The sequence below is a fragment of the Kocuria sp. CPCC 205258 genome, assembly GCF_040981005.1.
Taxonomy (GTDB): domain Bacteria; phylum Actinomycetota; class Actinomycetes; order Actinomycetales; family Micrococcaceae; genus Kocuria; species Kocuria rosea.
The window spans coordinates 348,218-374,082 of the sequence record NZ_JAVKPS010000002.1; the positions used below are offsets into that span (position 1 = coordinate 348,218).

The following is a 25,865-nucleotide window of genomic DNA, read 5'->3' on the forward strand; positions in this document are numbered from 1 at the left end:
GGGTGGTGTCGGGCGGGCGGCTCAGACGAACGCGCTCCGGCCGGTGATCGACCGGCCGACCACGAGGGCGTTGATCTCGTGGGTGCCCTCGTAGGAGTAGACGGCCTCGGCGTCGGCGTGGAAGCGGGCGACGTCGTGGGCCAGGGTGATGCCGTTGCCGCCGACCAGTTCGCGGGCCAGTGCCACGGTCTCGCGCATGTGCAGGCTGATCCACATCTTCGCCAGGGCGGAGTCCTCGTCCCGGTAGACGCCGCCCTCCTGCCGCTCGGCGAGGCCGGCGACCATGGTCAGGGACGCGGTGACGTTGCCGAGCATCCGGGCCAGCTTCTCCTGGACGAGCTGGAAGCCGCCGATCGGGCGGCCGAACTGCTCGCGCTCCCGCACGTAGCGCAGCGCGGCCTCGTAGGCGCCGGCCTGGATGCCGGTGGCGATCCAGGCGACGTCGGAGCGCATGGCGCGCAGCATCGCGGCGACGTCCTTGAACGAGTTCACGTTCCCCAGCCGTTGTGCCTCCGGCACCCGGGCCCCGTCGAGGTGGATGTCGGCGTTCTGCATCATCCGCAGGGACGTCTTGCCGTGGATCTTCTCCAGCCGCACGCCCGGGGCCTGCCGGTCCACGAGGAAGCCCTTGACCTGCCCGTCGGCCTCGTCGCGGGCGAAGACGGCGAGGAGGTCGGCGGTGAAGGCGCCGCCGATCCAGCGCTTGGTGCCCGTCAGCACCCACTCGTCGCCCTCGCGCCGGGCCGTGGTGGCCAGACCGCCGGCGATGTCGGAGCCGTGCTCGGGCTCGGTCAGGCAGAACACCCCGGTCATCTCGAAGGACGTGATCTTCGGGTCCCACGCGGCGAACTGCTCCGGCGTGCCGCCCACGCGGCAGGCCGTTCGGAACAGCCCGGCCTGGGCGGTGTAGAACGTCGCGACCGAGGCGTCGGTGCGGGCCAGCTCGAAGATCCGGAACCCGTGGTACAGGGACCGGGGCTGCCCGCCGTCGGCCGTGAGCTCGGGCGGGGTCATGAGGGCGAGGGCGTGCAGGGAGGGGGCGACCTGGTAGGGGAACTCCCCGGCCTCCCAGTACTCGGCCAGCAGCGGCCGCACCTCGTCCTCGAGCACCCGGCGCAGCCGGCGCAGGGGGGCCTTCTCGGCCTCGGTCAGTCTCTCCGCGATCCCGTACGGGTCGCAGTCGGGGTAGAGGCGCCCGGCGTCCGTGCTCATGCCCGCGCCCCGTCGAGGCCGAGCAGGCGCACGGCGTTGTCCTTGAGGATCTTGGGTCGGACCTCGTCCGTGAAGGACTGCTGCTCGAAGGCGCTCAGCCACTTCTGCGGGGTGATCAGCGGGTAGTCGGTGCCGAAGAGGACCTTGTCCTGGAGCATCCGGTTGGAGGCCTTCACCAGCGACTCGGGGAAGTACTTGGGCGACCAGCCGGAGAGGTCGATCCACACGTTGGCCTTGTGGGTGGCGATGGAGTTGGCCTCCTCCTGCCAGGGCACCGAGGGGTGGGCCATGATGACCTGGAGCTCGGGGAAGTCCGCGGCCACCGCGTCCAGCAGCAGCGGGTTGGAGTACCCCAGCTTGATCCCGAAGCCGCCGGGCAGCCCGGCGCCCATGCCGTTCTGCCCGGTGTGGAACAGGGCGGGGACGCGCAGGTCCTGGATCGCCGCGTAGAGCGGGTAGAACCGCTCGTCCGAGGGGTCGAAGCCCTGCAGGGAGGGGTGGAACTTGAAGCCCTTGACGCCGTGCTCCTCGACGAGCATCCGGGCCCGCTCCACCGCGGCGGAACCCTGGAGCGGGTCCACGGAGCCGAAGGGGATCAGCACGTCGTTGTTGCGGGCCGCGCCCTCGGCGATCTCCTCGATGGAGTTCGGCTCGTGGCCCAGGGCCGTGGTCGCGTCGACGGTGAAGACGACGGCGGCCATCCGCCACTCGCGGTAGCGCTCGGCGATGGTGTCCAGGGACGGGGACCGGTCCTCGGCCTTGAAGTACTTGGCCGAGGCCTCGGTCAGGGCCGTGGGCAGGGACGGGTGCCCGTGGTCGGAGCACTCGATGTGCACGTGCATGTCGATCGCGTCGAGGGACGCGAGGTCGAGACCGTACTCGTAGCGCATGGTGGTCCCCCTAGGACTGCTGGGTCGCGGACTCGGGCTTCAGTTCCTCCGGCAGCGGGGGCAGGGTCTCGCCGACCGGTTGCAGGCTGCCCTCGAGGATCGCGGGGAGCTGCTCGCGCAGCGCCTCGAAGGTCCAGCCGCCGTCGCGGTACTCGGTGGCCACGGGGCGGGGGTGGCTGAAGACCTGGAGGCGGTCGCCGCCGGCGCCGATGGCCTGGCCGGTGACCTGCGCGGCGTCGTCGGAGGCGAGCCAGGCGATCAGCCCGGCGACGTCGGCGGCGTTGCCGAAGCCGAGGTCCTTGCGGAAGAAGTCCGGCATCGGCTCGCCGCGGCGGTCGGCCTCGACGGCGGAGCGGAAGAAGGGGATGGTCTCGGTCATGGCGGTGGCGGCCACGGGGATGACGGCGTTGGCGGTGACGCCGGCCTTCTTCATCTCCAGGGCCCAGGTGCGGACCATGCCCACGATCCCGGCCTTCGCCGCCGCGTAGTTGGTCTGGCCGAAGTTGCCGTACTGGCCGGTGGGGGAGCCGATGGTGATGATCCGCCCGGGCACCCCGTTCTCCTTGAAGTACCGGTAGGCCTCGCGGGCGCAGGTGAAGGTGCCGCGCAGGTGCACCTGGATGACGAGGTCGAAGTCCTCGTCGGTCATCTTCAGCAGGGACTTGTCGCGCAGCACCCCGGCGTTGGTGACGAGGACGTCGAGGCGGCCGAAGGCCTCCACCGCACCCTGCACGAGGGCGGTGGCGGTCTCGGTGGAGCCCACGGGCGCGACGACGGCGACGGCCTGCCCGCCGGTGGCGGTGATGGAGGCGACGGCGTTCTCGGCGGTGGCCTGGTCGACGTCGTTGATCACCACGGCCGCGCCCTGGCGGGCGAGCTCCTGGGCGTAGGCGAGGCCCAGACCCTGGCCGGAGCCGGTGATGACGGCGACCTTGCCGGCGAGGGGGGTGGTGCTCGGGGATGCGGTGCTGTCCTGTGCCATGGGTGGCTCCTTCGCTGACGGATCGGCGCTGACGGATCGGCGCTCGTGGATCGGCGGACGGGGTGACGTCCGTCACTGCTGCGGGTTCGTCCCCATTCCACCGCTATTCGTTGAAAATGTCAATGGTTAAGAACCTCCATCTATGCTGGGGGCACGGATTCCGTAGACTGGGGTCCCCGGCCCCAGGAGAGACGCTATGACCACGCCCACCGACCCGTCCGCCGGTCTCGAGCGCCTCCTCGAGGCGGAGCTGACGGCGGAGCCGGTCTTCCTGATGGCCCGCGCCGCCTCGACGGGCTCCTCGGCGGCCAACCGGAGGCTGGCGGAGCTGGAGCTGAAGGTGCGCCACTACTCGGTCCTGGCGCTGGCCTGCGGCGAGGAGCAGCTGACGCAGCGCGAGCTCAGCCAGTTCCTGGTGCTGGACCCCAGTCAGATCGTGGCCATCCTCGACGACCTCGAGCGGCGCGGCGCGGTGGAGCGCCGGACCGACCCCCGGGACCGCCGCTCGAAGATCATCGCCCCCACCGCCGCCGGCCGGGAGCTGTACGCCCGGGCCAGGGTCCTGGTGGAGAACTCCACCGCGGAGTCGCTCTCCCCGCTCTCCCCGGCGGAGCGGGAGGAGCTGTCCCGGCTGCTGAAGAAGGTGGCCTTCTGACGGACGGGTCCCCGGCCCTCGACGACGCCGAGCCCCCGCCCCGCCCCCTCTCCCCGGTCGATCGGGGAGGGCGGTGACGAGGCGGGGGCTCGGTGCCGCAGATGCTCGGCGGCGGGCGGTGCGGGCGGCGTCAGTGCTCGTGGGTCTCCAGATCGAAGTCCTTGGACTCACGGGTGAGCAGGATGAACACCGCGCTGACCACCGCCATCCCGGCCAGGTACCAGACCACGGGGGCGATGGCCTGCCCGGAGGACGCGTAGATCGAGGCGAGGATCGTGGGGGTGAAGCCCGCCCCGATCAGGGTGGCGAACTGGTAGCCCAGTGACGCCCCGGTGTAGCGCGACGACGTGCCGAACTGCTCCGAGATGAAGGCCGCCAGCGGTCCGTAGATCGCGGCGTGGCAGGCCAGCCCGATGGTGAAGGTCGCGAAGATCAGCAGCACGTTGCCGGTGGCCAGCCAGGAGAACATGGGGAGGATGAGGGCGATGAACAGCACCAGCCCCACGACCATGACGGGGCGCCGGCCCAGCTGGTCGGACAGGCGGCCCATGCCGACCACGAAGAACACGCTGAGCACGGACGCGAGGGCGAAGGCGTAGAGGACCGGCTGCCGGTCGGCGCCGCGCTCGACCGCGTAGGCGACCGCGAAGGTGGCCAGGAAGACCTGGAGGGCGAACCCGGAGGCCCCCGCCAGCATCGTGTAGACCAGGGCGCGGGGGCGGCGCAGCACCTCGACGATGGGCACCTTGCGCTTGGCGGTGGGGCCCTCCGCGGCCTCCTTGGCCAGCGCGGCCTGGAAGATCGGGCTCTCGGACACCTGGGAGCGCACGAAGACGCCCACGGCCAGCAGCAGGACGGACAGCAGGAACGGGACGCGCCAGCCCCACGAGAGGAACTGCTCCTCCGGCATGGCGGCGAACAGGCCCAGGACGAAGGTGCCCAGTGCGGCGCCGGTCGGGGCGCCGGCGTTGGTGAAGGACGCGGCGAACCCCCGCCTGCCCTTCGCGGAGTGCTCCAGGGCCATCAGCGCGGCCCCGCCCCACTCGCCGCCCACGGCGATGCCCTGGCACACCCGCAGGAGGATCAGGATGACCGCCCCCCAGGAGCCGATGACGGCGGCGCTGGGGATGAGGCCGATGAGCGTCGAGGCGATGCCCATGATCAGCATCGAGATGATGAGCATCTTCTTGCGGCCCAGGCGGTCGCCGAAGTGGCCGAAGACCGCCCCGCCCAGCGGGCGGGCCAGGTAGCCGGCGGCGAAGGTGCCGTACGCGGCGATCGTGCCGGCCAGCGGGTCGAGGTCGGTGAAGAACACGTAGGGGAAGACCAGGGCGGAGGCCGAGGCGTAGAGCAGGAAGTCGTAGAACTCGATGGTGGAGCCGAGGTAGCTGGAGAAGATGACCTTGCGCGCCTCTTTGTTCCTGGCGCGGGCGTCCAGGGACGCCAGGGTGCCGGGTGCTGCTGACATGGCGGTTCCTTGCTCTGGGGCGGAGAGAGTGGGTGTGCCGCCGGGACGGGGCTCCGGTGCGGCGGACGGGCCGGCCCCGGTCCTCGGGTGCGTCCGGGCGGTGGTGTGGGCCGACTCACAGTGCGACCATTGGAACAGCAATCAATTGAAGATGTCAACCATTGAGAAGATGACCTAAGTGAGTGTGTCCTGTGGGGCCGAGTTCGCCCGGGGTCTGGACAATGTGATCCAGCTCTCTCTACGCTGGAAGCTAATAGTGGAACTTTTCAACTATTGGCTTTGACGACTGTTTGAGGAGACGATCGCATGCGCAATCAGGGACTGGGATCCTGGCTCGTCCGGAGGCTCGAGAAGTCCGGGCCCAGGACGGCCGTGATCCACGGCGAGCGCACGCTGACGTACCGGGAGCTGCACGACCGGTCCCGGCGCCTCGCGACGGCCCTGTCCGGCCGGGGCGTGGGCCCCGGGGACCGGGTGGCGTTCCTCGGGGAGAACAGCCCGGCCTTCCTGGAGGCGATGTTCGCCGCGGGAGCGCTCGGCGCGGTGCTCGTCCCCCTCAACACGCGCCTGGCCGTCCCCGAGATCCGCTACCAGCTCGAGGACGCGGACGTCTCGGTGCTGATCCACGACGCCGCCCTGACGGGCCTGGCCGCACCGGCCGCCCGGGACCTGCCGGACGTGGTCCGCTGGGTCGTGGCCGGGGAGGACGCGGCCGGGGAGGGCGCGGACGGGGTCCCCGCCCTCGGGACGGTGATCGCGGCGGCCGAGCCCTGGACGGAGGACGTCCCGGTGGGCCTGGACGACCTCGCCGTGATCCTCTACACCTCCGGGACCACCGGCCGGCCCAAGGGCGCCTGCCTGACCCACGGCAACTTCACCTGGAACTGCTTCAACGTCCTGGTCGACTACGACGTGGCGGCCGACGACGTCGCGCTCATGATCTCCCCGATGTTCCACGTGGCCTCGCTCGGGATGGGGGTGCTGCCGACGCTGCTGAAGGGCGCCACGCTGGTGCTCGAGTCCAAGTTCGTGCCCGGCCGGGTGCTGGAGCTCATCGAGCGGCACCGCGTCACCTGGCTCTCCGGGGTGCCGACCACCTACCAGATGCTGTGCGAGCACCCGGACTGGGACGCCACGGACCTCTCCTCCCTGCGCAAGCTCACCTGCGGCGGCTCCGCGGTGCCCATGCGGGTCCTGGACGCCTACGAGAGCCGGGGACTGGCCTTCACCGCCAGCTACGGCATGACGGAGACCTCCCCGGGCGCCACCAACCTCCCCGCCGCGAAGTCCCGCGAGAAGGCCGGCTCCTCCGGGCTGCCGCACTTCTTCTCCGACGTGCGGATCGTGGACGCGGCGGGGGAGCCCGCGGCTCCCGGCGAGGCGGGGGAGATCCTGCTCTCGGGGCCCAACGTCATCCGGGAGTACTGGAACCGCCCCGACGCGGCGGGGTCCTTCGAGGGGGAGTGGTTCCACTCCGGGGACCTGGGCTACCTGGACGAGGACGGCTACCTGTTCGTCGCGGACCGGATCAAGGACATGATCATCTCCGGCGGGGAGAACATCTACCCGGCGGAGGTCGAGGCGGCCATCCTCGAGCTGCCGGAGGTGGCCGCCGTGGCGGTCATCGGCGTGCCCGACGAGAAGTGGGGCGAGGTGCCGCACGCCGTCGTCGTGCCCCGGGAGGGGCAGGAGCTCACCGCGGGGACGATCCAGGAGCACCTGGCCGGCCGGCTGGCCCGCTACAAGGTGCCCAAGACGCTGAGCCTCGTGGACGAGATGCCCCGCACCGCGTCCGGCAAGATCCGCAAGAACGTCCTGCGCGAGCAGGCCGCCGGCTGAGGCGCGGGACCGGTCGCGCGCCGTCCGGGCTGGACCAACGACCGGCTGCAGACCTCCGCCGCGGAGCTGGACCTCGTCGCGGAGACGGTCACCGTGGCCACCGCGTCGTGGGAGTGCGTCCAGGAGCTCACCGGCGCCGTGGCCGTGCAGGAGCGGCGGACGACGACGACCGCCCGGGCGGACCTGGTCGCCACCGTGCAGCGGAGCTCGGTGACGGGTGCCGTAATGGGCTTCGAGCTGCAGGGCTTCGCCGAGGACGCCGTGTCCGTCTCCGTGGTCGAGGGCCCCGACCTCGACGCCTGCCCGGGGAACGGGGGCGGGGACCAGGACGGGGCCTGGTCCCGGGTGCCCCGGTCCACCGAACGGGCGCAGGTGCACGAGGGGCCTGCCCTCGAGGTCGTCCACGACGGAGCGGCGCACCCGGTGCCCACCGAGCGGGAGGAAGCGGCCTAAGGGGCGCGTTGCGCGGCACCGCATGTGTCGTCGCAGGTCGGACGGGGGGTCACAGATGGGTCACGCCGCTGGATCGGCCCCCCGTGCCTGCATTAGCGTTCGGAAAAACGATCCGGGAGCGCGTCCCCGGTGTCGGGGGACAGGGGAATGGGGAAGCACATGCACAAGGTCATCGTGGTACTGGCGGCTCTCGCGGCGGCGGGGGTGTCGATCGGGCTGGCGGCGCCGGCCTGGGCGGCCACGCAGCTCCACGAGGACGGCACCGGCTTCGTGACCGCCGCCGACGCCCGGGCCGCGCTCGGCTGGGACGACGAGACGCTGCAGGCCAACGCGGCCTCGCTCGAGTTCGTGGCGGAGACCGAGTCGGTGACCGAGATCTCGTGGGAGTGCATGCAGCCGGGGACCGCCGAGGTCCTGACGCGGCGGACGGACCTGGTGATCACCGAGACCCGGGGGATCGCGAGCACGCAGAGCACCCTGTGGTGGCGGACGGTCGTCGGCTTCCGGCTGGAGGGCTTCGACGGCCGGGGCGCCTCGAGCGCGGTTCCCGAGGGCCCCGCGCCCCACTCCTGCCCGGACCCCTCGTGGGTCCTGGTGCCGGAGAGCTCGCGGAGCGCGGAGCAGAAGGGCGAGCCTGTCCTGGCGGTCGTGCACGCCGGGGTGCAGCACCCGGTGCCGGTCGCGCTCCCGGTCCCGGTCGGCTGAGCGCGTTCAGCCGCGCGCCGCGACCAGCCGCTCGACGACGTCCCGGGCCGCCGCCACGATCCCGTCCACCTGTTCCGGGGTGACCTCGGCGGACAGCGTGAACCGGACCGCGGTGGTGGCGACCTCGGCGGGGAAGCCCATGGCGGTCAGCACGTGGGAGGGCTCGGTGTCCCCGGCCGCGCAGGCCGAGCCCGAGGAGACGAGCAGCCCGCGGGCCTCCAGGTCCACCAGGACCGTCTCGCCGTTGACGCCGGGGAAGCAGAACGAGGCGTTGCCGGGCAGCCGCGCCGCCGGCCGCTCCCTGGGGTCCGGACCGGTCAGCACGGCCGACGGGACCGCGGACAGGATCCCGGTGATCAGCCGGTCCCGGAGGGCGGCGAGCCGGGCCGCCCGGTCCGGGCGCTCCTCCGCGGCGAGCCGCAGGGCGGTGGCGAGACCCACGGCGCCGGCCACGTTCGAGGTCCCGGAGCGCCGGCCGCGCTCGTGCCCGCCGCCGCTCAGCAGCGGGCGCAGGGGGGTCCCGCGGCGCAGGAACAGCACTCCCACGCCCTTGGGCCCCCCGATCTTGTGCCCGGCGAGGCTCAGCGCCGCCACGTCGAGCGCTTGTACGTCCAGTTCCAGCGACCCGGCCGTCTGGACCGCATCCGTATGGAACGGGACGTCCCGCGCCCGAGCCACCGCAGCCAGGTCGGCGATCGCCTGGACCGTACCCGTCTCGTTGTTCGCATGCATCACGGATACCACTGCGGTGCCCGGACGAACAGCCCTCTCCAGGGCGGCGGGGTCCACGAACCCCTCGGCGGACACGCCCAGCTCGGTGACGTCGAAGCCGTCCCAGCGGGCCAGGTCCCGGGCGGAGTCGAGCACGGCGTGGTGCTCGACGGCGCTCGTCACCACGTGCGTGCGCGCGGGGTCCCGGTCCCGGCGGCCCAGGGCGATGCCCTTGACGGCCAGGTTGTCGGCCTCGGTCCCGCCGGACGTGAACACGACCTCGGCGGGCCGGCAGTTCAGCACCTGCGCGACCGTCCCGCGGGCCCGGTCCAGCCCGGCCAGCGCCCGCCGGCCCGCCTCGTGGTGGCTCGAGGCGTTGCCGAACTCCTGCGTGAGACAGGGCCACATGGCCTCCAGGACCTCCCGCCGGACGGGGGTGGTGGCGGCCGAGTCGAGGTACAGCACCGTCATCCCGTCCCGGTGCCGAGCCCGATGTCGAGGCCCAGGTCCAGGTTGCGGGCGGAGTGGGTGAGCGCGCCCACCGAGATGACGTCCACCCCGGTGGCCGCGATGTCCCCGACGGTCTCCAGGCTCACGCCGCCGGAGGCCTCGACGGTCGCCCGGCCGTCGATGATCGCCACGCCGCTCACGAGGTCGTCCAGCGAGAAGTTGTCGAGCAGGATCGTGTCCGCGCCGCCGGCCAGGACCGCCTCGATCTGGTCGAGCCGGTCCACCTCTACCTCGAGGTGCACCGTGTGGGGGAGACGACGGCGCAGCTGCCGCAGGGCGCCGGTCAGGTCGGTGCCGTCGGCCGTGAGCAGGGCCAGGTGGTTGTCCTTGGCCATCACGGCGTCCGAGAGGGAGTGCCGGTGGTTGTGCCCGCCCCCGCTGAGCACGGCGTGCTTCTCGAGCGCCCGCAGCCCCGGGGTGGTCTTGCGGGTGTCGGCCACCCGGGTGCGGGTGATCGTGCCGGACGGGAGGTTCGCAGCCTGCTCCACGCGGGCGACCGTCTCCTCGACGGCGGCGACGTAGCGGGCGGTCAGGGTGGCGATCCCGCACATCCGCTGGGTCAGGTTCAGGGCCACGCGCTCGCCGGTCAGCACGGCCCGGGCGGGACCGGTCACCACGGCCAGGGTGTCCCCGGCCTCGAAGCGGTCGCCCTCGCCGGAGACCAGCTCGACGGCCACCGCGGGGTCCGCGGCGGCGAACGTCGCGGCGAAGACCTGTCCGCCGGAGAAGACGCCGGCCTCGCGCGCCACGAGCTCGGCCCGGGCGGTGGTGCCGACGGGGATGAGGTGCTCGGAGGTGATGTCGCCCCAGGGCGCGTCCTCGGCGAGCCCCCGCTCCACGACCTCGGTGATGGCGGCTCGGGTCAGCATGCGGGGATCCTCTCCGGTAGGTCGAACATGTCGATGGAAGTATGTGCACTGATCAGCGCCGGAACAGTGGCCTCATCCGGGGTAAAGTCCAGGCGCCAGAACGTGCGCCGCGCCCGGGCGGGATCGGGCGCCGGGAAGTCCTCCCGGAAGTGGGCGCCCCGGGACTCGGTGCGGTGCAGGGCCGCGGCGGTCACTGCGCGTCCCACGGTCAGCAGGTTCCGGTCCTCGACCGCACGGCGGGAGAGACCGGCGGGTGGGCGGAAGCCGGCCAGCCGCCCGGCCAGCGCCTCGAGCCGCGAACGGTCGCGCAGGACGCCGGCGCCCGCCCACATGGCCTCCTGGAACTGCTCGCGGTCGAACGGCACGGTGTTCCCGTCGGCCGGCACGGCACTCCCGTCGAGCCGCTCGGTGTCCCCGTCGACCGGCACAGCCTCTCCGTCGACCGGCTCGGTGTCCTTGTCGAACGGCACGGCGTCCCTGTCGAAGGACGCAGTGCTCCGGGACCGGGCGGCCGCGATCCCGGAACGACCGGCCGCCGGCAGGATCTCGGCGCGGCCGGACAGGACGAGGCGCGCCGGGGCGTCGTCGGCCGCTCGGCCGGTCCCCGGCGCGTCCGTGCGCAGCGCGTCCGCCTGCAGTGCGTCGGCCACGCGGGCCCCGAAGACGGCGCCCTCCAGCAGCGAGTTGGAGGCCAGCCGGTTGGCGCCGTGCACGCCCGTGGCCGCGCACTCGCCCACCGCGTAGAGCCCCGGGACGGTGGTGCGGCCGAGGCCGTCGGTGGCCATGCCGCCCATCAGGTAGTGGGCCGCCGGGGTGACCGGGACCGGTTCGCGGGACCAGTCGAGGCCGTGGGCCCGCAGGGCGGCGTCGATCGTGGGGAAGCGCCGGGCGAGGAACTCGGCGGTCGTGCCGCCCCCGTGCGGGCCGGGGCCGGACGGGCTCAGTCCGGTGCAGTCGAGCAGGACCGGCCGGCCGCCCTGGGCCAGGGACCGGCGGACGTTCTCGCGGGCCACCACGTCGCGGGGGGCGAGCTCCGCGCGCGGGTGCACGTCCTCGAGGTAGCGCCGGCCCGTGCTGTCCCGCAGCACCGCGCCCTCGCCGCGGACGGCCTCGGAGACCAGGAAGCAGCCCGGGGCGGCGAGGGCGGTCGGGTGGAACTGCACGAACTCCAGGTCCGCCACGGCGGCGCCCGCCCGCAAGGCCGCGGCGATGCCGTCACCGGTGGCCACGGCCGGATTGGTGGTGTGGGGGTAGAGCTGTCCGGCTCCGCCGGTCGCGAGCACCACGGCGTCCGCGGCCAGTTCGCGGAGCCGGTCCCCGGGACCCGCCAGGACGAGGGCCCCGGCCGCGCGGCCGCCGGGGCCGAGCACGAGGTCGACCAGCATGGTGTGCCGCAGGACCGTCAGACGCCCCGCGGCCTCGGCCGCCAGCGCGGCGGCGAGGAGGGCGCGCTGGATCTCGCGGCCGGTCGCGTCGCCGCCGGCGTGCAGGATCCGGGGCACGGAGTGGGCGCCCTCGAGACCCTCGAGCCAGGGGGAGTCCGGTCCGGCCGCGCGGTCGAGGGCCACTCCGCGCGCCACGAGCTCGTCGATCGCGGCCGCCGAGTCGCGCACGAGGACGCGCACGGCGTCGTCGTCGCACGTCCCCGCCCCCGCGGCGAGGGTGTCCTGGACGTGCAGCTCCTCGGAGTCGCGGGGCTGGCCGGCCGGGAGCGCGGCCGTCATGGCCGCGATCCCGCCCTGCGCGCGGGCCGTGCCGGTCTCGTCGAGGGCGTCCTTGCTCAGCAGCGTCACGTCGAGACCGTGGCCCGCGGCGCCCAGGGCCGCGGTGAGGCCGGCGATGCCGCTGCCCACCACGAGCACGCGCGGTGCCGGGTTCGTGCTCACCGCGGCAGCGCCGCCAGCATCCGCTCGAGCGCCACCTCGGCGTCCCGGGCGGTCGCGGCGTCCACGGAGATCCGGTTGATCACGTGCCCGGCCACGAGCTCCTCGAGCACCCACGCGAGGTAGCCGGGGTGGATCCGGTACATCGTGGAGCACGGGCAGATCACCGGGTCCAGGCAGAAGATCGTGTGCTCGGGGTGCTGGTCGGCGAGCCGGTTGACCATGTTGATCTCGGTGCCGATCGCGAAGGCGCTGCCGGGCTCGGCGGCCTCGACGGCCTTGCGGATGTGGTCGGTGGAGCCGTTCTCGTCGGCGGCGTCGACCACGGGCATGGGGCACTCGGGGTGCACGATCACCCGCACGCCGGGGTGCTCGGTGCGGGCCTTCTCGATCTGGGCCACGGTGAAGCGGCGGTGCACGGAGCAGAAGCCGTGCCAGAGGATCACCTCGGCGTCCTGCAGGTCCTGCGCGGTGTTCCCGCCGAGGTCCTTGTGGGGGTTCCACATCGGCATCCGCTCGAGCGGGATCCCCATGGCCTTGGCGGTGTTGCGGCCCAGGTGCTGGTCCGGGAAGAACAGCACCCGCCGGCCGCGCTCGAAGGCCCACTCCAGGACGGTCGCGGCGTTGGAGGAGGTGCACACGATGCCGCCGTGCCGGCCGCAGAACGCCTTGAGCGCCGCGGAGGAGTTCATGTAGGTCACGGGGACCACGGTCTGCCGGCCGTCGTCGTCGGTCTCCCCGAGGACGTCCATGAGCTGCTCCCAGGCCTCCTCGACGGAGTCCTCGTCGGCCATGTCCGCCATGGAGCAGCCGGCGGCGAGGTTGGGCAGGATCACGGACTGGTGCTCGCCGGAGAGGATGTCGGCGGTCTCGGCCATGAAGTGCACGCCGCAGAACACGATCGCCTCGGCCTCCGGCTTGCTCCTGGCGGCGCGGGCCAGCTGGAACGAGTCGCCGAGGAAGTCGGCGTGCTTGACGATCTCGTCCCGCTGGTAGAAGTGCCCGAGCACCACCACGCGCTCGCCGAGGGTCGCCTTGGCGGCGGTGATCCGCCGGTCGAGCTCCTCGGCGGAGGCACGCTGGTACTCCTCGGGGATCACGGGCTGGGCGGGGGCGCCGGTGGGCACCACGTCGTCCTCGGAGGCCCCGGGGCCGTAACCGGCGGAGACGGCGGGCGCGAAGTCCCAGGGGTTCGCGGAGAGGTCGGTGCTGCACGTGCTCGGGGCCGGGGCGGTTCCCGGCAGGCCGGCCGGCTTCTCGGTCAGCAGGTCGATGCGGGTGGCGACGGAGGTCATGTCTGCTCCTGGGTGCTGCGGCCGGCCGGGGTGCGGTCGGCGAGGTCGAGGTCGTGGTTGTAGCGGTAGAGCCGGGGTGGGCGATGACGTGTGCCCTCCAGGCGGGTGCCGGTGTCGAGGACGGCGCCGGATGCGAGCACCTGGCGCCGGAAGTTGGCCGGGTCCAGGGGTGTGCCGAGGATCGCCTCGTGCACCTCCCGCAGGGCGGCGAGGGTGAAGGTCTCGCCGAGGAAGGAGTGGGCCACGCGGCTGTAGGTGATCTTGTTGCGCAGCCGGTAGAGGGCGTAGTCCACGATGTCGCTGTGGTCGAATGCCAGCGGCGGCAGCTCGGTGGTGCGCATCCACGTGACGTTGAGGTCGGCGTGGAGGTCGGAGGTCTGGTCGGTACGGATCGAGGCCCAGTAGACGATCGAGACGACGCGCTCCTCGGCGTTCGCCGAGCGGGTCAGGCCGCCGAAGGCGTAGAGCTGCTCGAGGTAGCCGGGCTGCAGACCGGTGGTGAGCTGCAGGGACCGGGCGGCGGAGGCCTCGAGGTCCTCGTGCGGCTGGAGCGGTCCGCCGGGCAGGGCCCACATCCCCCGGAAGGGGTCGCGGATGCGGCGGACGAGGGGCAGCCAGAGCTCCTTGCCGCCGCCGGGGCCGGTGTCGCGGGCGGCGAAGATGACGGTCGACACCGCCAGTTCCACGTTCTGCGCGGTCATCGTCACCTCCCTCACGTCCAGTGGCTTCTGGTTGCAGCGACTATAACACTGTTCAAGTCGGAGTGACATTAACGAAGTCGTGACCATGGTGCCGCTGACCAGGCCCCATGAAAACGCGGGTTTCAGCATGTCCACAGGGGTTGCTCGCGCACAGTGGGGGGCGCTTACCATCTGACCCATCCAGCCGGCCCGTCCGGCCGTGGCAGAGCGAAGCGGGGAACTTCATGGTGCGGTCCAACCCAGTCGGCACGGTGGTCGGGGGCGTCGTCCTGGCGGCACTGCTCCTCACGGGATGCGGTCCCGACGACGACGGCGCCGCGGCGTCCCCCTCCAGCACTGCCTCATCGGCTGCGGCGAGCTCATCGGAGCCTGGTCCGGACGCCACCCCCGCCGACTACGTGCCGGCCTCGCTCGACGGGCCCGCGCAGAACGTGCCGAAGCCCGTCATGCCGGACCTGGCGAAGGAGGAGTCCCGGGACGGGGCGCAGGCCTTCCTCGACTACTGGTCCGACGCCATGTGGTACGCGTACCAGACCGGTGACACCTCATATGCACGGGCCATCATCAGTCCGCACTGCGAGGTTTGCCTTGACGAGCTATCTGAAGTTGAACTCGCGTACAAAGCTAACCAGTGGTTAACTGGCGGGCGACAAGTATTTGAAGTGCAGGATTCTGTCGTGCAGCGGGCTACGGATGGAATTTATAAGCCCGTGGTCAAATACAAGAATGATGAGGTGCGACTTGTCGGAGATCAGGGGCTAGTCGATACGGTCGAACCGGATCCAAACTCTGACGACCCGCTACTCGTATACCTCGACTACCAGGACCAAGCATGGATCTACATTACTATGGCCCCTTTGTCGGGGAGCTAAAATGTATGGGTTCCGAATGAAACCTCCTGTAGTTGCCACAGTCTTATATGTGAGCTTGTTGGCGTTTCCGATTTCAGCAAATGCGGAAACGGGCGACGAATTGGATTCGTTGGATTCCATCAACCGCGGCAGGGAGCTTTCGTCGGGCGCTTCATCCTATGCGCGTGCCAAGAAGAATGACATTCACCTCGAAATTAAGGATGAGTATCGTTCGTCGCTTGCCATCCCCTCCGATGTATCCGCGAAAGAAGTGGAAGCTGCAGCCCCGGTCGACTACGACCCGGACGAGGACCCCGCTTTTCAGAAGGCCCTCCGCCAGTACCTGAGCGACCAGGGCGTCGACCGGCCGTTCAACCCGGACACCATCGCGCAGTCGAAGCAGCAGACGTTCGGCCTGCAGAACCCGTGCACCAACCGGACGGGTGACATCCTCGAGGACTGCCTGGCGGAGCGGGACTGCACCACGGCCGACGGTGGGGAGGGCGTCTACATGAACGTCGTCGTCCGGCAGGGGGAGGGGCCCAGCACGCCGTGGGGCGAGCCGATGTGCGTGGCGGTCGCCGAGGCGGAGGGCGGCGAGGAGGTCGTGGAGCTGCCGACCTTCACCCTGCAGGACTTCAGGACGCTCGCCGTCGCGCCCGCGGCCAGTGCCGTCCAGCCCGCGCCCGACACGCTGCGGGGCATGCACACCAACGTCTGGGCGGAGGCCCGACCCCAGCAGTTCAGCACCGAGCTGGGTGGCTTCCCGGTCGAGGTGCGCGCCGTGCCGGTCCAGTACGCATGGGACTACGGCGACGGGACCGCGCTCGGGCCGACCGAGCTCAGCGGCGCACCGCTCGCGGAGGGGGCGTGGGACGTGGAGACCGACACCAGTCACGTCTACACGGAGACCGGCGATTACGCCGTCTCGCTCACCACCTGGTTCTCCGGCGAGTACTCCGTGGCGGGTGGACCATGGCTGCCCGTGGCGGGGCTCAACGACGTCGTGAGCGCGCCCGTGCCGATCAGCGTCTGGCGCTCCACGGTGCGCAACTACGCGGACGACTGCTTCGAGAACCCGCAGGGCACCGGCTGCTGATTTCCGCGCCGGCCGGTACGCCGTCGGATCCTGGTGGGATGATCGTTGCACATGGTTCTCCGGTTCCCGGAGCGCCCGGTCAGCGGTCCCGCCGGTGCTCGTGCGCCGGGCGAGGAAAGGGGCGGAACAGTGACGATCTCCGGTCCGTGGGTGCTCCACTTCAGCTGGGGCTGCACCGACGACTACGGCAGGGTGGGTCTCGTGTTCGAGCCGGACGGCACCTTCTCGGGCGGCGGGTTCTCCGGCGCCTGGCGGCAGCAGGACGGCACCCTGCTGCTCCGCTTCGCCGAGGGCCCCGCCCAGTACGGCGGCACGGTCACCGGCACGGCGGGAGCAGGGGCGATGTCCTCCTTCGACGGCTCTCCCGGCGGCTGCTGGTACCTGGCCAGGCAGGGATCCGCCGGCGGGCCGGGGTCCGCAGACAGCAGCGCCGGGCAGCCGGCGGACGTCGCCGGGCGGAGGCTGGACTCCGCGGGGACGGCGCCCGGTGCGCCGGACGGCCCGGGGACGGCGCCCGGTGAGCTGGACGCCGCGGGCAACCGGATCTGATGCGGAGAGGTGGGGAAGCGATGACCACGGACCACGGACACGGACACCGGCACGGAGCGTTCTGCGGGGTGATCCCGCCGTACGTGCACGAGCAGATGGCGGTGCACGGGGACGAGCAGACCCGCAGGAACGCCCTGGCCGCGCTGGCCGTGGACACCACGGTCCGGGCGGAACGGCTGATCGCGGACCTCACCGCTCGGGCCGTCGCGGCGCAGCCGACCGCCCACAGGGAGCGGAAGGTCCACTCGGCCGGCAACACCGCGGAGCTCCCGGGGACGCTCGTGCGCTCGGAGGGAGCCCCCGCCAGCGGGGACCCCGCCGTGGACGAGGCCTACGACGGGCTGGGCTCCACGTTCGACCTCCTGCAGGAGGTCTTCGGGCGCAACTCCCTCGACGACGCCGGCATGCCCCTGCTCGGCACGGTGCACTACCAGGAGAAGTACAACAACGCGGCCTGGGACGGCCGGCAGATGATCTTCGGGGACGGCGACGGCCAGTACTTCAACCGCTTCACCGCCGCCGTGGACGTCATCGGGCACGAGCTCGCGCACGGCATCACCACGCACGAGTCCGACCTGCTGTACATGTACCAGTCCGGGGCGCTCAACGAGCACTTCTCCGACGTCATCGGGGCCATGGTCAAGCAGTACGTGGCCGTTCCCCGCCAGACGGCGGCGGACGCCGACTGGATCATCGGTGCAGGCCTGTTCACGAGCGCCGTCAACGGGGTGGGCCTCCGCTCGATGAAGGCACCCGGCACCGCGTTCGACGACGACGTGCTCGGCAAGGACCCGCAGCCGGACCACATGTCCCGCTTCGTGCACACCCTGGACGACAACGGCGGGGTGCACATCAACTCCGGCATCCCGAACCGGGCGTTCTGCCTCGCGGCGACCGGACTGGGTGGCCACAGCTGGGACAGGGCCGGCCGGATCTGGTACGCCGCGATGCGTGATCCCGAGCTGCGGCGCCTGCGGTGGGTCGCGCAGTTCAAGGACTTCGCGGGCCTCACGATCGAGCACGCCGCCGCCCTGTTCGGACCCGCGGAGCAGGCCGTGGTGGCGGACGCCTGGCAGCAGGTGGGGGTCGCGCCCGAGGCGGCCCGGTCCGTGGGCGCCCTCGCGGACGAGTGGGTGCTCCAGTACAGCTGGGGCTGCACGGACTCCTCCGCCCGGGTGCATCTGAGCTTCCACGACAACGGCTCGTTCAGCGGAGAGCTGTCCGGCCAGTGGCACCAGCAGGACGGCACCCTGCTCCTGTCCTTCGACGCCGGTGCGGCCCGGTACGCAGGCACATTGGTGGGCGACGTCGCCACGGGCGCCATGACCACGTTCGACGGAGCGGACGGGTGCTGGCGCCTGACCCGGAAGGGCGCCGCGGGTATAGTCGGGAACTGATTCCTCACCGGCCCCGCCGGTCCCCGCGCGGGCCCGGTCCGGGCCATCCGCGTCCGACGGAGGGACGGTGTCGTCCATGGCGAGAGTCAGCTACCGCCTCGAGGGAGGCCTCGCGTACTTTCCCGGCCTGGCCGTGGAGCGGAGCTTCGAGACCGAGTCCCTGCCCCGGGCGCAGCAGGACGCGCTCCTCGACCTCTTCGAGACCGTCCTGGCGCACCGGCTGGGATCGACCGCCCCGACGACCCGTCAGGGAGCGGCCGACCAGCAGTCCTACGTGATCGAGGTCCAGGAGAGCTCCGGCGTCCGGCGACTCGTGGTGAGCGAGTTCGACCAGGACCCGGCGGCGCGGGAGCTCGTGGCGCGGCTGCGCGACTGCGCCGACCGGTGCGAGCCCGACGGCGGTCAGTGAGACGGACCTGGGCGGTACCACCGAGTCACCGCCCAGGAAACCTGCTTCAGCTCGGGTTCAGCAGGAGGTGGTTGGCTGAGCCGTGTGAGGGGGAATCCTCGGGACACAGGGAGAAGCTGGCGGTCCCGGTCGAGGGTTGGAGAGCTGCGACCGGGACCCGTCCCGGAGGCCGGACCCCGTGCGCGTCCGAGGAGTTCGCGCGCGGGGCCCGGACCCTCGCCCGCAGGGTCGGGGCCCCGTAGAGTGCGAGTCCTGCGCACCGGAAGCAGCCCCTGCATCCCGGTGCGCAGCGCAGGACGTCCCGCTCGAAGCGCCACCCCGACGACACCGGAGAACACCGTGCCCATCAGCGCCACCGACTACGCCCACGTCCGGCTCACGGTCACCGACATCGACCGCTCCCGCGCCTTCTACGACGCCGTCTTCGGCTTCCCGGTCGCCTTCGAGGCTCCCCCGGCGGACGCCGACCAGGAGACGAAGGACCAGCTGTCCTTCCTCTTCGGAGGCGTGATCTACCGGTTCGGCGGTGGACTCCTGGGCCTCCGGCCGGTGGCGCCGGACGGGGACCGGCACGACGAGGACCGGGTGGGCCTGGACCACCTGTGCTTCACCGTCGCGTCGCAGGCCGACCTCCGGGACGCCGTCGTCGTCCTGGACGACCTGGGGATCGCCCACGAGGGGATCAAGGACATCGGCGTGGGCCACATCCTGGAGTTCCGCGACCCGGACGACATCGCCCTGGAGCTTCTTGCCCCGGCCGCCGGCGCCCAGGACGCCTGAGCCGCGCGGCGCCTCACCCCTGTCCCATGGACTCCGCCCACTCGGCGACCCGGGCACTGCTCTGCTCCTCGGAGAGGTCCTCGACCCGGGTCATGACCGACCAGCGGACGCCGAACGGGTCGCGGATGCTGCCGTAGCGGTCGCCCGAGACGAACGTGCTGACGGGTTCGCGCACGGTGGCGCCGGCGGCGACGGCACGCGCCACCACGTCGTCGACGTCCGGGACGTAGAGGCCCAGCGAATAGCAGTCGTCGTCGCCCGCGGGCGGGGCCACGAGGTGGAAGTCGGGGTTCACCTCGCCCAGTTGGAGCCGTCCGTCGCCGAGATCGATGGTCGCGTGCACGACGACGGGAGTCCCGTCCGGCCCGGGCATGTCGGTGCGGTCGACGAGGGTGGCCCCGAAGGTGCGGGTGTAGAAGTCGAGCGCCGCGGCCGCGTCGACCACCGCGATGAACGGGGTCAGGGACGTGAACCCCCGGGGCGTCCCGTCGGTGGTGTGTGCTCCGGTGACCCCACGGAGGTTCTGCTCTGTGCTCATGCTCCGAGCCTAGGCAGCCGGTGCCGGCCGGTCTTGAAGATTCCCGCCACCCTCGGGTGACTACGCTCGTGCCATGAGCGAGCCGCCCACCACGCGGGGCCACCTCACCCCGGGACCGCACGCCACGGTCGTGCGCCTGCCCGCGCCCGACGACGTCGCCCACCTCGTCCGGCAGCTGTGGATCCCCGAGTGGGACCTGCCGGCGGGGGAGCGGGCCGAGCAGCTGGTGCTGGGCTATCCGGCGAGCAACGTGGTGGTCGAACCGGACGGGGTGGCGCTGCACGGGCCCACGAGCCGTGCGTCCACCAGGGTGCTCACGGGCCGGGGCTGGGCGGTCGGCGCGCTGCTGCGCCCGGCGGGGGTCCTGCTGTTCACGGAGCACCCGGCGGACCTGCTCGACGGGTCCGCGCCCGTCAGTGCGCCCGGGTTGCGCTCCGCCGTCGCGGAGGCCATGGCGGGGGTCGGCCCGGCCGGGCGGCGGGCGCGTCCGGCGGATCCGCTCGGCGGAACGGAGTCCGTCAGCGCGCCCGGGCTGCGCTCTGCCGCCGCGGGGGCTGTCGCGGGTGCCGATCCGGCCGGCCGGCACCTGCGGGCGGCGGCCCTGCTCGCGGACCACGTCCGGACGCTGGCGGCGCCGGTGCCCCCGTCCGCGGCGCGGGACGGCGCCCTGGCCAATCGCATGGTCGACCTCCTCGAGGCGGGGACCGTCGCGCGGAGCCCGGCCGACCTGGCCCGGCAGCTGCACGTGTCCGAACGCTCGCTGCAGCGGCTCGCGGCCCGGTTCGTGGGGATGCCGCCCCAGCTGCTGCTCCGTCGTCGTCGGCTCCAGGAGGCGGCCGAGCGGATGCGCGCGGACCCGGCCGCGGACCTCGGGGCGCTCGCCGCGGAGCTGGGCTTCTCGGACCAGTCCCACCTCACCCGGGAGTTCCGGTCGGTGCTGGGCGCCACTCCGCGCGGCTACGGCCGCGCCCGGTCCGGCCGGGAGGGCGGATGAGGAATCCCGGGACCCGGGGCGTGGCCCGTGCGATACACCTGCGCGGTGCTGGTGGTTCACCGCGTGCCGTTGGCGTCCAAGGGGTATCACTGTCGCCAGCTGTGAGGAACGAGACAGCCGGAGCGCAAATAACTCCGGGGAATCTCCTGTTGACACGGAAAGAACCAGTTCCCTGATGAAAGGTCTCCCCGTGCCGCACTCCACCCTGTCCACCCCCGTCACCCTCGGCTCCCTCGAGCTGCCGAACCGCCTGGTCATGGCGCCGCTCACCCGGATGCGCTCCGGCCGGGACGGCGTCCCCGGCGAGCTCAACGTGGAGCACTACACCCAGCGCGCCTCGATGGGCCTCATCGTCACCGAGGGCACGTACCCCGACGTGGTGGGGCAGGGCTTCGCCTACCAGCCCGGCATCGAGACGCCCGAGCAGGTCGAGGGCTGGCGCCGGGTGGCCGAGAGCGTGCACGCCGCCGACGGCCGCCTGTTCATGCAGGTCATGCACGCCGGGCGCGTCACGCACCCGGACATCAACGGCGGCTCCCAGCCGGTGGCCCCGAGTGCTCTCGCGATCGAGGGGAAGACGCACACCTACCAGGGCAAGGCCGACTACCCCGTGCCGCACGCGCTGACCGCCGAGGAGCTGCCGGGCGTGGTGGAGTCCTTCGTCCGGGCCTCTCGCAACGCGATCGAGGCGGGCCTGGACGGTGTGGAGATCCACGGCGCGAACGGCTACCTGCTGCACGAGTTCCTCGCGCCGGGCGCCAACCAGCGCACCGACGAGTACGGCGGCTCCCCCGAGAACCGCGCCCGCTTCGTGGTCGAGCTGGTCCGGGCCGTGGCCGAGGCCGTCGGCGCGGAGCGGGTCGGTCTGCGGATCTCGCCGGAGCACAACATCCAGGACGCCTGGGAGACGGACCACGAGGACGTCCGGGCCACGTACGCCGCCCTCGTCGACGGCATCGGGGGCCTCGGCCTCGCCTACCTCTCCGTGCTGCACAAGGAGCCGGCGGGGGAGTTCGTCCAGGGGCTGCGCACCCGCTTCGGCGGCGCCTTCCTGGCCAACAGCGGCTTCAGCGACGTCCCGACCACCCGGGAGGAGAGCGTGCAGCTGATCGAGGAGGGCGTGGCGGACGGCGTCGTCGTCGGGCGCCCGGCGATCGCGAACCCGGACCTGGCGCGGCGCTGGGCGGAGGGTCTGCCGGAGAACGTGCCGGACCCGCGGACCTTCTACACGCAGAGCGCCGAGGGCTACACGGACTACCCGTTCGCGCAGGCCTGAGCCACTCCTCGCGTCCCGCCCGGCTCTGCCGGGCGGGACGCGGGGACCCTCGGAGGTGGTCCGGGTCACGTCTTAGCGTGTCGGATCCGGCGGGGACCATGAACCATGGCCGCCACCGCCGTTCCGCCGCGAAGCCTGGAGGACGCCCTCCGGGAGGAGACGGACCTGGCCGAGATCGGCGAGGAGTTCTCCGCCGGCGTGCGGGCGCTGGTCGAGGAGTCCCGCGCGGAGGCCCGGGCCGCGGGGCGCCAGTACCGGCTGCTCCACCGGCTCTGGCAGCTGCAGGAGGAGGCCCGGGAGCAGCGCTGGATGGTGGAGGCGCTCTGGATGCGCCCCGAGGCGGACCGGCTGGGCCCGCACTCCCTCGAGCCTGCTGAGCAGACGGTGCGGGACGTGGCCGATGAGATCGGTCCGGCCCTCCGGCTCCCCGCGGGCACCGCGCTGCGCCGTGTCGAGGACGCCGTGCTGCTCGCGGAGTCCCTGCCCGAGGTCCTCGAGGCGCTCGAGCAGGGCCAGGTGGGCTTCCGGCAGGCGGGGGTGCTCGTCGAGCTGTGGCGCGAGCTGGTGTGGGACGCCGCCGGTCTCCCGCCGGAGCAGCGGGCGCCGGTCCAGGCCGTCCAGCGGATCGTCGACGAGCTGCTCCTCCGGGCCCCCGGCAGCACCGTGGCCCAGCTGCGCGCCCTCGCCCGCCGACGCCGCGCAGGTCTGCTGCGGGAGACCGAGGAGCAGCGCCACCGGCTGGCGCTGCGGGACCGGCGCGTGTGGGTCGAACCCCGGGAGGACGGCATGGCGCAGCTGTGCGCCCTCCTGGACTCGGCCACCGCGCACGCCATCCAGGACCGCCTCGACACGCTGGTCGACCGGGCAGTCCCCGCGGTCCCGCCCGAGGTCCTCCCCTCGCAGGTCCCGGCCACGGCGTCGCCCGCGTCGTCCGCCGCGGGCGCCCCGGACGGCGGACCGTCGGCTCCCGCCGCCGGGGCTCCGGAGCGCCGCACGGTGCCCCAGCTGCGCGCCGACGTGCTGGCGGACCTCCTGCTCGACGGCGAGCCCGCCGACCTGCCCGACCGCCTTCGCGGCATCCGCGGGCACGTGACGGTCACCGTTCCCGCGCTCGCGCTCCTCGAGAATGCCGGGACGTTGCCCCCAGGCTCCATCGAGGGCCTGCCGCGCACGCCCCGCTGTGCGGAGCTGGAGGGCTACGGGCCCATCCCGGTCGGTCTCGCGGAGCGGATCGCGGCGCGCGCGCCCTCCTGGTCACGGATCCTCACCCATCCCGTCACGGGGACCGTCCTGGACCGGGACCGCAACACCTATGCGGTGCCCGCCGATCTCAAGCACCGGCTGCGAGCCAGGGACGGCACGTGCCGCTTCCCGGGCTGTCGACGCCGGGCGTCGCGGTGCGACCTCGACCACACCGTCGCCTGGGCGGACGGCGGCCGGACCTCGGCGGACAACCTCGCACACCTGTGCCGGCACCACCACCTGCTCAAGCACCAGGACGGTCCGCTGGGCCGGTGGCGGGTGGAGCACGTGGCCCCCGAGCGCCCGGCCCCTGAACTGCACGACCACGGGGTGCTGGAGTGGACCTCGCCTGCAGGGCAGGTCCACCGGACCTATCCGCAGGAGCACCACCATCCGGTCCCGGAGCGCGCACCGTACTTCCTCGCAGTCCCCGCTCCGCGCCCGGAGCCGGAGCGTGCGGGTGACCGTGGCTCGGCCTCCGCTGCGCACCCGGACGCAGTCCCCGCTCCGCGCTGTGCCCCGCGCTCCGCTCCTCGGCCTGGTCCGGCCGACGACCCGCCGCCGTTCTGACATCCTGGAGGCGGAGCCCGGCCCCTGGCCCCTAGACCTCGGTGAGACGGAGGAGCTGCCCGTGACCACCCCGTCGCCCACCAAGGTGCGCTCGGTGCTGCTCGACCTGGTCCGCCGCCGCGGGTCCGGGAAGACCGTGTGTCCTTCCGAGGCCGCCCGCGCTCTGGCCGCCGAGGGCTGGCGGGACCTGATGGAGGATGTGCGTCAGGAGGCGTACCGGATGGCCGACGCCGGGCTCGTGGACATCACCCAGCAGGGCCGCGTGGTCGATGGCCGGACAGCCCGCGGGCCGATCCGCGTCCGACTCCGCTGAGCAGGGCGCGCGCCCCCCGGGTAGCGTGGGGGTCATGACGTTCCCACCCATCAGCGCCCTCCTCGGGTCCGCCGCCCGGGCGCCGTTCGTCCTGCTCAAGCAGTTCCGGCCCCAGCGGCCCATCCACTCGGAGGGCGTCGGGCTCGAGGGCGTCCTGATCCGCACGGGCGGCGGCACCAGTGGCATCCACTGGATCGACGAAGCCGGGGAGGACCCTGTGCGGGCCCGTTTCTCCCGCTCGATCGGCTTCCCGCAGGGGTGGCCGGACATCCTGGGCCTCGCCCTGCGCTGCCCCGTCCCGCCCTCCGGGCAGATGGAGGGCCGCAGCGACGGCCGGGCCGACATCCTCCTCGCGACCGCCGGCGGGGGGCGGTTCTCCCGCTTCGTCCCGGCCTTCCACCGGCACGTGCCGGACGGCGCATTTGCCTCCTTCATGCCCTACCGGGGTCTCGGCGGCCCGGTGCTGGTCGCCGCCCACCCCGAGCCGCGCACGGAGCGCCTGCCGGCCCGCCCCGACCTCTTCCGGGCGTCGGTCGCCGCCGAGCCCTGGGTTCTCGGTCTGCACTGGGCCACACCGCTCGGGCCGTGGCAGCGCTTCGGGACGGTCGAGCTCGGTCCCGGAGCGCCGTTCGGGGACGACGAACGATTCGACCCCCTGCTCAACGTCCCCACGGGCGCCGAGAACTACGGGTGGACCTACCGGCTGCGGGAGCCGTCCTACACCCTGGCCCGCGCCCCGCGGAGGCCGCTGGGCCGGGCGTAGAATCGGCCCATGGCACTGAGACTGAGCCCGGCGCCCACCATCGCGACCGTCCGGCGTCACGCCGTGGTGGAGTCGCCCATCGGCCCGCTGGCTCTCGTGGAGGAGGCGGGGGCGCTCGTGGCGCTCTCCGTCGAGGCTGCACGCCAGGGGCCGGTCCCCACCTCCTTCGGGGCGCGCGACGACAGCCTCCTCCCGCACGTCCGTGAGCAGCTGGGCGAGTACTTCGCGGGACGGCTGCAGGAGTTCGACGCCGACGTCGTCCTCCACGGGACGCCGTTCCAGGTGCGCGTGTGGAACGCCCTCGCGCAGATCCCGTACGGCACGACCGGCACCTACGGGCAGGTGGCCCGCGCCGTCGGGGCACCCCGGGCGGCCCAGGCTGTCGGGGCGGCCAACGGCCGCAACCCCGTCAGCCTGCTGGTCCCGTGCCACCGGATCATCGGCGCCAACGGGCGGCTCACCGGCTACGCCGGCGGCATGGAACGCAAGGAGTACCTGCTGCGCCTCGAGGGCGCGCTGCTCTGAACCCGTACCGCTGACGCGCCACCAGGAGGACCCATGACCCGCCTCGACGACCTCGCCACCGCCAATCTCACCAAGGCGCGTGCCTCCGGCGCCGGGCGCAGCGCGGAGCTCGTGGTCCACGACGGCGTGCTGCGGCAGACGATGATGGCGCTGTGCGCCGGCAAGGAGCTCGCCGAGCACGTCTCCCCGCCCGCCGCCACCCTCCAGCTGCTGCGCGGTCGGGTCCGGGTGCTCAAGCGCGGCCAGCTCGCCGAGGAGCTCACGGCAGGGGAGCTGCTGTCCCTCACCGACTCTCGCCACTCGGTGGAGGCGCTGGAGGACTCGGTGTTCCTGCTGACCACCGTCTCCCGGCCGTCGGACGGCTACGACCCCCGGGTGGCGTGACC

27 protein-coding genes are annotated in these 25,865 nt (G+C 72.6%); 17 read left to right on the plus strand and 10 right to left on the minus strand.

The window, feature by feature from the left end:
* Positions 1 to 21: 21 nt before the first annotated feature.
* Genes RF644_RS04955 through RF644_RS04965 form a run of 3 tightly spaced genes read right to left on the minus strand, consistent with a single transcriptional unit; the run spans position 22 to position 3,084 of the window.
* The gene (locus tag RF644_RS04955) at positions 22 to 1,212 is read right to left on the minus strand and encodes an acyl-CoA dehydrogenase family protein (protein WP_368795630.1); all 1,191 of its coding nucleotides are present in this window, start codon (positions 1,210 to 1,212) and stop codon (positions 22 to 24) included.
* A complete protein-coding gene (locus tag RF644_RS04960; RefSeq protein WP_368795631.1) occupies positions 1,209 to 2,102 on the minus strand; it encodes an amidohydrolase family protein in 894 nt (297 codons plus the stop codon). Before RF644_RS04960 ends, RF644_RS04955 begins: the two co-directional genes overlap by 4 nt.
* A gap of 10 nt (positions 2,103 to 2,112) precedes the next feature.
* Positions 2,113 to 3,084 carry an SDR family NAD(P)-dependent oxidoreductase gene (locus RF644_RS04965; protein ID WP_368795633.1) on the minus strand — a complete coding sequence of 324 codons (972 nt, stop codon included), beginning with the start codon at positions 3,082 to 3,084 and terminating at the stop codon, positions 2,113 to 2,115.
* A gap of 196 nt (positions 3,085 to 3,280) precedes the next feature.
* Between RF644_RS04965 and RF644_RS04970 the strand changes: the two genes are divergently transcribed.
* Positions 3,281 to 3,739, plus strand: a complete 459-nt coding sequence (locus tag RF644_RS04970; protein ID WP_017831751.1) for a MarR family winged helix-turn-helix transcriptional regulator — start codon at positions 3,281 to 3,283, stop codon at positions 3,737 to 3,739.
* A 130-nt stretch (positions 3,740 to 3,869) separates the two neighbouring features.
* Here the strand turns inward: RF644_RS04970 and RF644_RS04975 are convergent, their stop codons facing one another.
* Positions 3,870 to 5,207, minus strand: coding sequence for an MFS transporter (locus RF644_RS04975; protein WP_095650000.1), 1,338 nt, complete (start codon positions 5,205 to 5,207; stop codon positions 3,870 to 3,872).
* Positions 5,208 to 5,513: 306 nt separating this feature from the next.
* Here RF644_RS04975 and RF644_RS04980 point away from each other — a divergent pair, with 306 nt between their 5' ends.
* From RF644_RS04980 to RF644_RS04990, 3 genes are all read left to right on the plus strand, one after another.
* Positions 5,514 to 7,046: a long-chain fatty acid--CoA ligase gene (locus RF644_RS04980; RefSeq protein WP_368795634.1), complete on the plus strand. Its 1,533-nt coding sequence runs from the start codon at positions 5,514 to 5,516 to the stop codon at positions 7,044 to 7,046.
* 93 nt (positions 7,047 to 7,139) lie between these two features.
* Complete coding sequence (locus tag RF644_RS04985; RefSeq protein WP_368795635.1) at positions 7,140 to 7,499, plus strand: hypothetical protein; 360 nt, start codon at positions 7,140 to 7,142, stop codon at positions 7,497 to 7,499.
* 147 nt (positions 7,500 to 7,646) lie between these two features.
* Positions 7,647 to 8,204 carry a hypothetical protein gene (locus RF644_RS04990; RefSeq protein ID WP_368795636.1) on the plus strand — a complete coding sequence of 186 codons (558 nt, stop codon included), beginning with the start codon at positions 7,647 to 7,649 and terminating at the stop codon, positions 8,202 to 8,204.
* Between the two features lie 6 nt (positions 8,205 to 8,210).
* Here the strand turns inward: RF644_RS04990 and RF644_RS04995 are convergent, their stop codons facing one another.
* From RF644_RS04995 to RF644_RS05015, 5 genes are read right to left on the minus strand one after another with little or no spacing between them, the layout of a single operon-like run.
* The gene (locus RF644_RS04995) at positions 8,211 to 9,380 is read right to left on the minus strand and encodes a cysteine desulfurase family protein (RefSeq protein WP_368795806.1); all 1,170 of its coding nucleotides are present in this window, start codon (positions 9,378 to 9,380) and stop codon (positions 8,211 to 8,213) included.
* 2 nt (positions 9,381 to 9,382) lie between these two features.
* Positions 9,383 to 10,294, minus strand: coding sequence for a carboxylating nicotinate-nucleotide diphosphorylase (gene nadC / locus RF644_RS05000; protein WP_368795638.1), 912 nt, complete (start codon positions 10,292 to 10,294; stop codon positions 9,383 to 9,385).
* A complete protein-coding gene (locus RF644_RS05005; protein WP_368795639.1) occupies positions 10,288 to 12,180 on the minus strand; it encodes an L-aspartate oxidase in 1,893 nt (630 codons plus the stop codon). Before RF644_RS05005 ends, nadC begins: the two co-directional genes overlap by 7 nt.
* A complete protein-coding gene (nadA, locus tag RF644_RS05010) occupies positions 12,177 to 13,472 on the minus strand; it encodes a quinolinate synthase NadA (protein WP_368795640.1) in 1,296 nt (431 codons plus the stop codon). The genes RF644_RS05005 and nadA overlap by 4 nt, the downstream gene beginning before the upstream one ends.
* Positions 13,469 to 14,173, minus strand: coding sequence for an NUDIX domain-containing protein (locus RF644_RS05015; protein ID WP_368795641.1), 705 nt, complete (start codon positions 14,171 to 14,173; stop codon positions 13,469 to 13,471). Before RF644_RS05015 ends, nadA begins: the two co-directional genes overlap by 4 nt.
* A gap of 224 nt (positions 14,174 to 14,397) precedes the next feature.
* Between RF644_RS05015 and RF644_RS05020 the strand changes: the two genes are divergently transcribed.
* From RF644_RS05020 to RF644_RS05045, 6 genes are all read left to right on the plus strand, one after another.
* Complete coding sequence (locus RF644_RS05020; protein WP_368795642.1) at positions 14,398 to 15,045, plus strand: DUF6318 family protein; 648 nt, start codon at positions 14,398 to 14,400, stop codon at positions 15,043 to 15,045.
* 250 nt (positions 15,046 to 15,295) lie between these two features.
* Positions 15,296 to 16,123 carry a hypothetical protein gene (locus RF644_RS05025; RefSeq protein ID WP_368795643.1) on the plus strand — a complete coding sequence of 276 codons (828 nt, stop codon included), beginning with the start codon at positions 15,296 to 15,298 and terminating at the stop codon, positions 16,121 to 16,123.
* Positions 16,124 to 16,252: 129 nt separating this feature from the next.
* Positions 16,253 to 16,672 carry a hypothetical protein gene (locus tag RF644_RS05030; RefSeq protein ID WP_368795644.1) on the plus strand — a complete coding sequence of 140 codons (420 nt, stop codon included), beginning with the start codon at positions 16,253 to 16,255 and terminating at the stop codon, positions 16,670 to 16,672.
* A gap of 20 nt (positions 16,673 to 16,692) precedes the next feature.
* A complete protein-coding gene (locus RF644_RS05035) occupies positions 16,693 to 18,069 on the plus strand; it encodes a M4 family metallopeptidase (protein WP_368795645.1) in 1,377 nt (458 codons plus the stop codon).
* Between the two features lie 76 nt (positions 18,070 to 18,145).
* Positions 18,146 to 18,478, plus strand: a complete 333-nt coding sequence (locus tag RF644_RS05040) for a protealysin inhibitor emfourin (protein WP_186374837.1) — start codon at positions 18,146 to 18,148, stop codon at positions 18,476 to 18,478.
* A gap of 339 nt (positions 18,479 to 18,817) precedes the next feature.
* Entirely contained in the window at positions 18,818 to 19,258 is a 441-nt protein-coding gene (locus tag RF644_RS05045) for a VOC family protein (RefSeq protein ID WP_368795646.1), read from the plus strand.
* A gap of 13 nt (positions 19,259 to 19,271) precedes the next feature.
* Here RF644_RS05045 and RF644_RS05050 read toward each other — a convergent pair whose 3' ends face one another.
* Positions 19,272 to 19,796: a VOC family protein gene (locus tag RF644_RS05050; RefSeq protein ID WP_368795647.1), complete on the minus strand. Its 525-nt coding sequence runs from the start codon at positions 19,794 to 19,796 to the stop codon at positions 19,272 to 19,274.
* Between the two features lie 73 nt (positions 19,797 to 19,869).
* On the opposite strand from RF644_RS05050, the gene RF644_RS05055 reads away from it, so the two are divergent.
* From RF644_RS05055 to RF644_RS05085, 7 genes are all read left to right on the plus strand, one after another.
* Complete coding sequence (locus RF644_RS05055; protein ID WP_368795648.1) at positions 19,870 to 20,790, plus strand: helix-turn-helix domain-containing protein; 921 nt, start codon at positions 19,870 to 19,872, stop codon at positions 20,788 to 20,790.
* A 175-nt stretch (positions 20,791 to 20,965) separates the two neighbouring features.
* On the plus strand, positions 20,966 to 22,066 hold the full coding sequence (locus RF644_RS05060; protein ID WP_368795649.1) for an alkene reductase: 1,101 nt from the start codon (positions 20,966 to 20,968) through the stop codon (positions 22,064 to 22,066).
* Positions 22,067 to 22,171: 105 nt separating this feature from the next.
* Positions 22,172 to 23,878 (plus strand): DUF222 domain-containing protein, encoded by a 1,707-nt coding sequence (locus RF644_RS05065; protein ID WP_368795650.1) that lies wholly within the window; start codon positions 22,172 to 22,174, stop codon positions 23,876 to 23,878.
* Between the two features lie 61 nt (positions 23,879 to 23,939).
* The gene (locus tag RF644_RS05070) at positions 23,940 to 24,191 is read left to right on the plus strand and encodes a DUF3253 domain-containing protein (RefSeq protein ID WP_368795651.1); all 252 of its coding nucleotides are present in this window, start codon (positions 23,940 to 23,942) and stop codon (positions 24,189 to 24,191) included.
* A 34-nt stretch (positions 24,192 to 24,225) separates the two neighbouring features.
* Complete coding sequence (locus RF644_RS05075) at positions 24,226 to 24,954, plus strand: hypothetical protein (RefSeq protein ID WP_368795652.1); 729 nt, start codon at positions 24,226 to 24,228, stop codon at positions 24,952 to 24,954.
* Between the two features lie 9 nt (positions 24,955 to 24,963).
* Positions 24,964 to 25,479: a methylated-DNA--[protein]-cysteine S-methyltransferase gene (locus RF644_RS05080; RefSeq protein WP_368795653.1), complete on the plus strand. Its 516-nt coding sequence runs from the start codon at positions 24,964 to 24,966 to the stop codon at positions 25,477 to 25,479.
* A gap of 33 nt (positions 25,480 to 25,512) precedes the next feature.
* Positions 25,513 to 25,863, plus strand: a complete 351-nt coding sequence (locus RF644_RS05085) for a hypothetical protein (protein WP_017831774.1) — start codon at positions 25,513 to 25,515, stop codon at positions 25,861 to 25,863.
* The last annotated feature ends 2 nt before the right edge of the window (positions 25,864 to 25,865 follow it).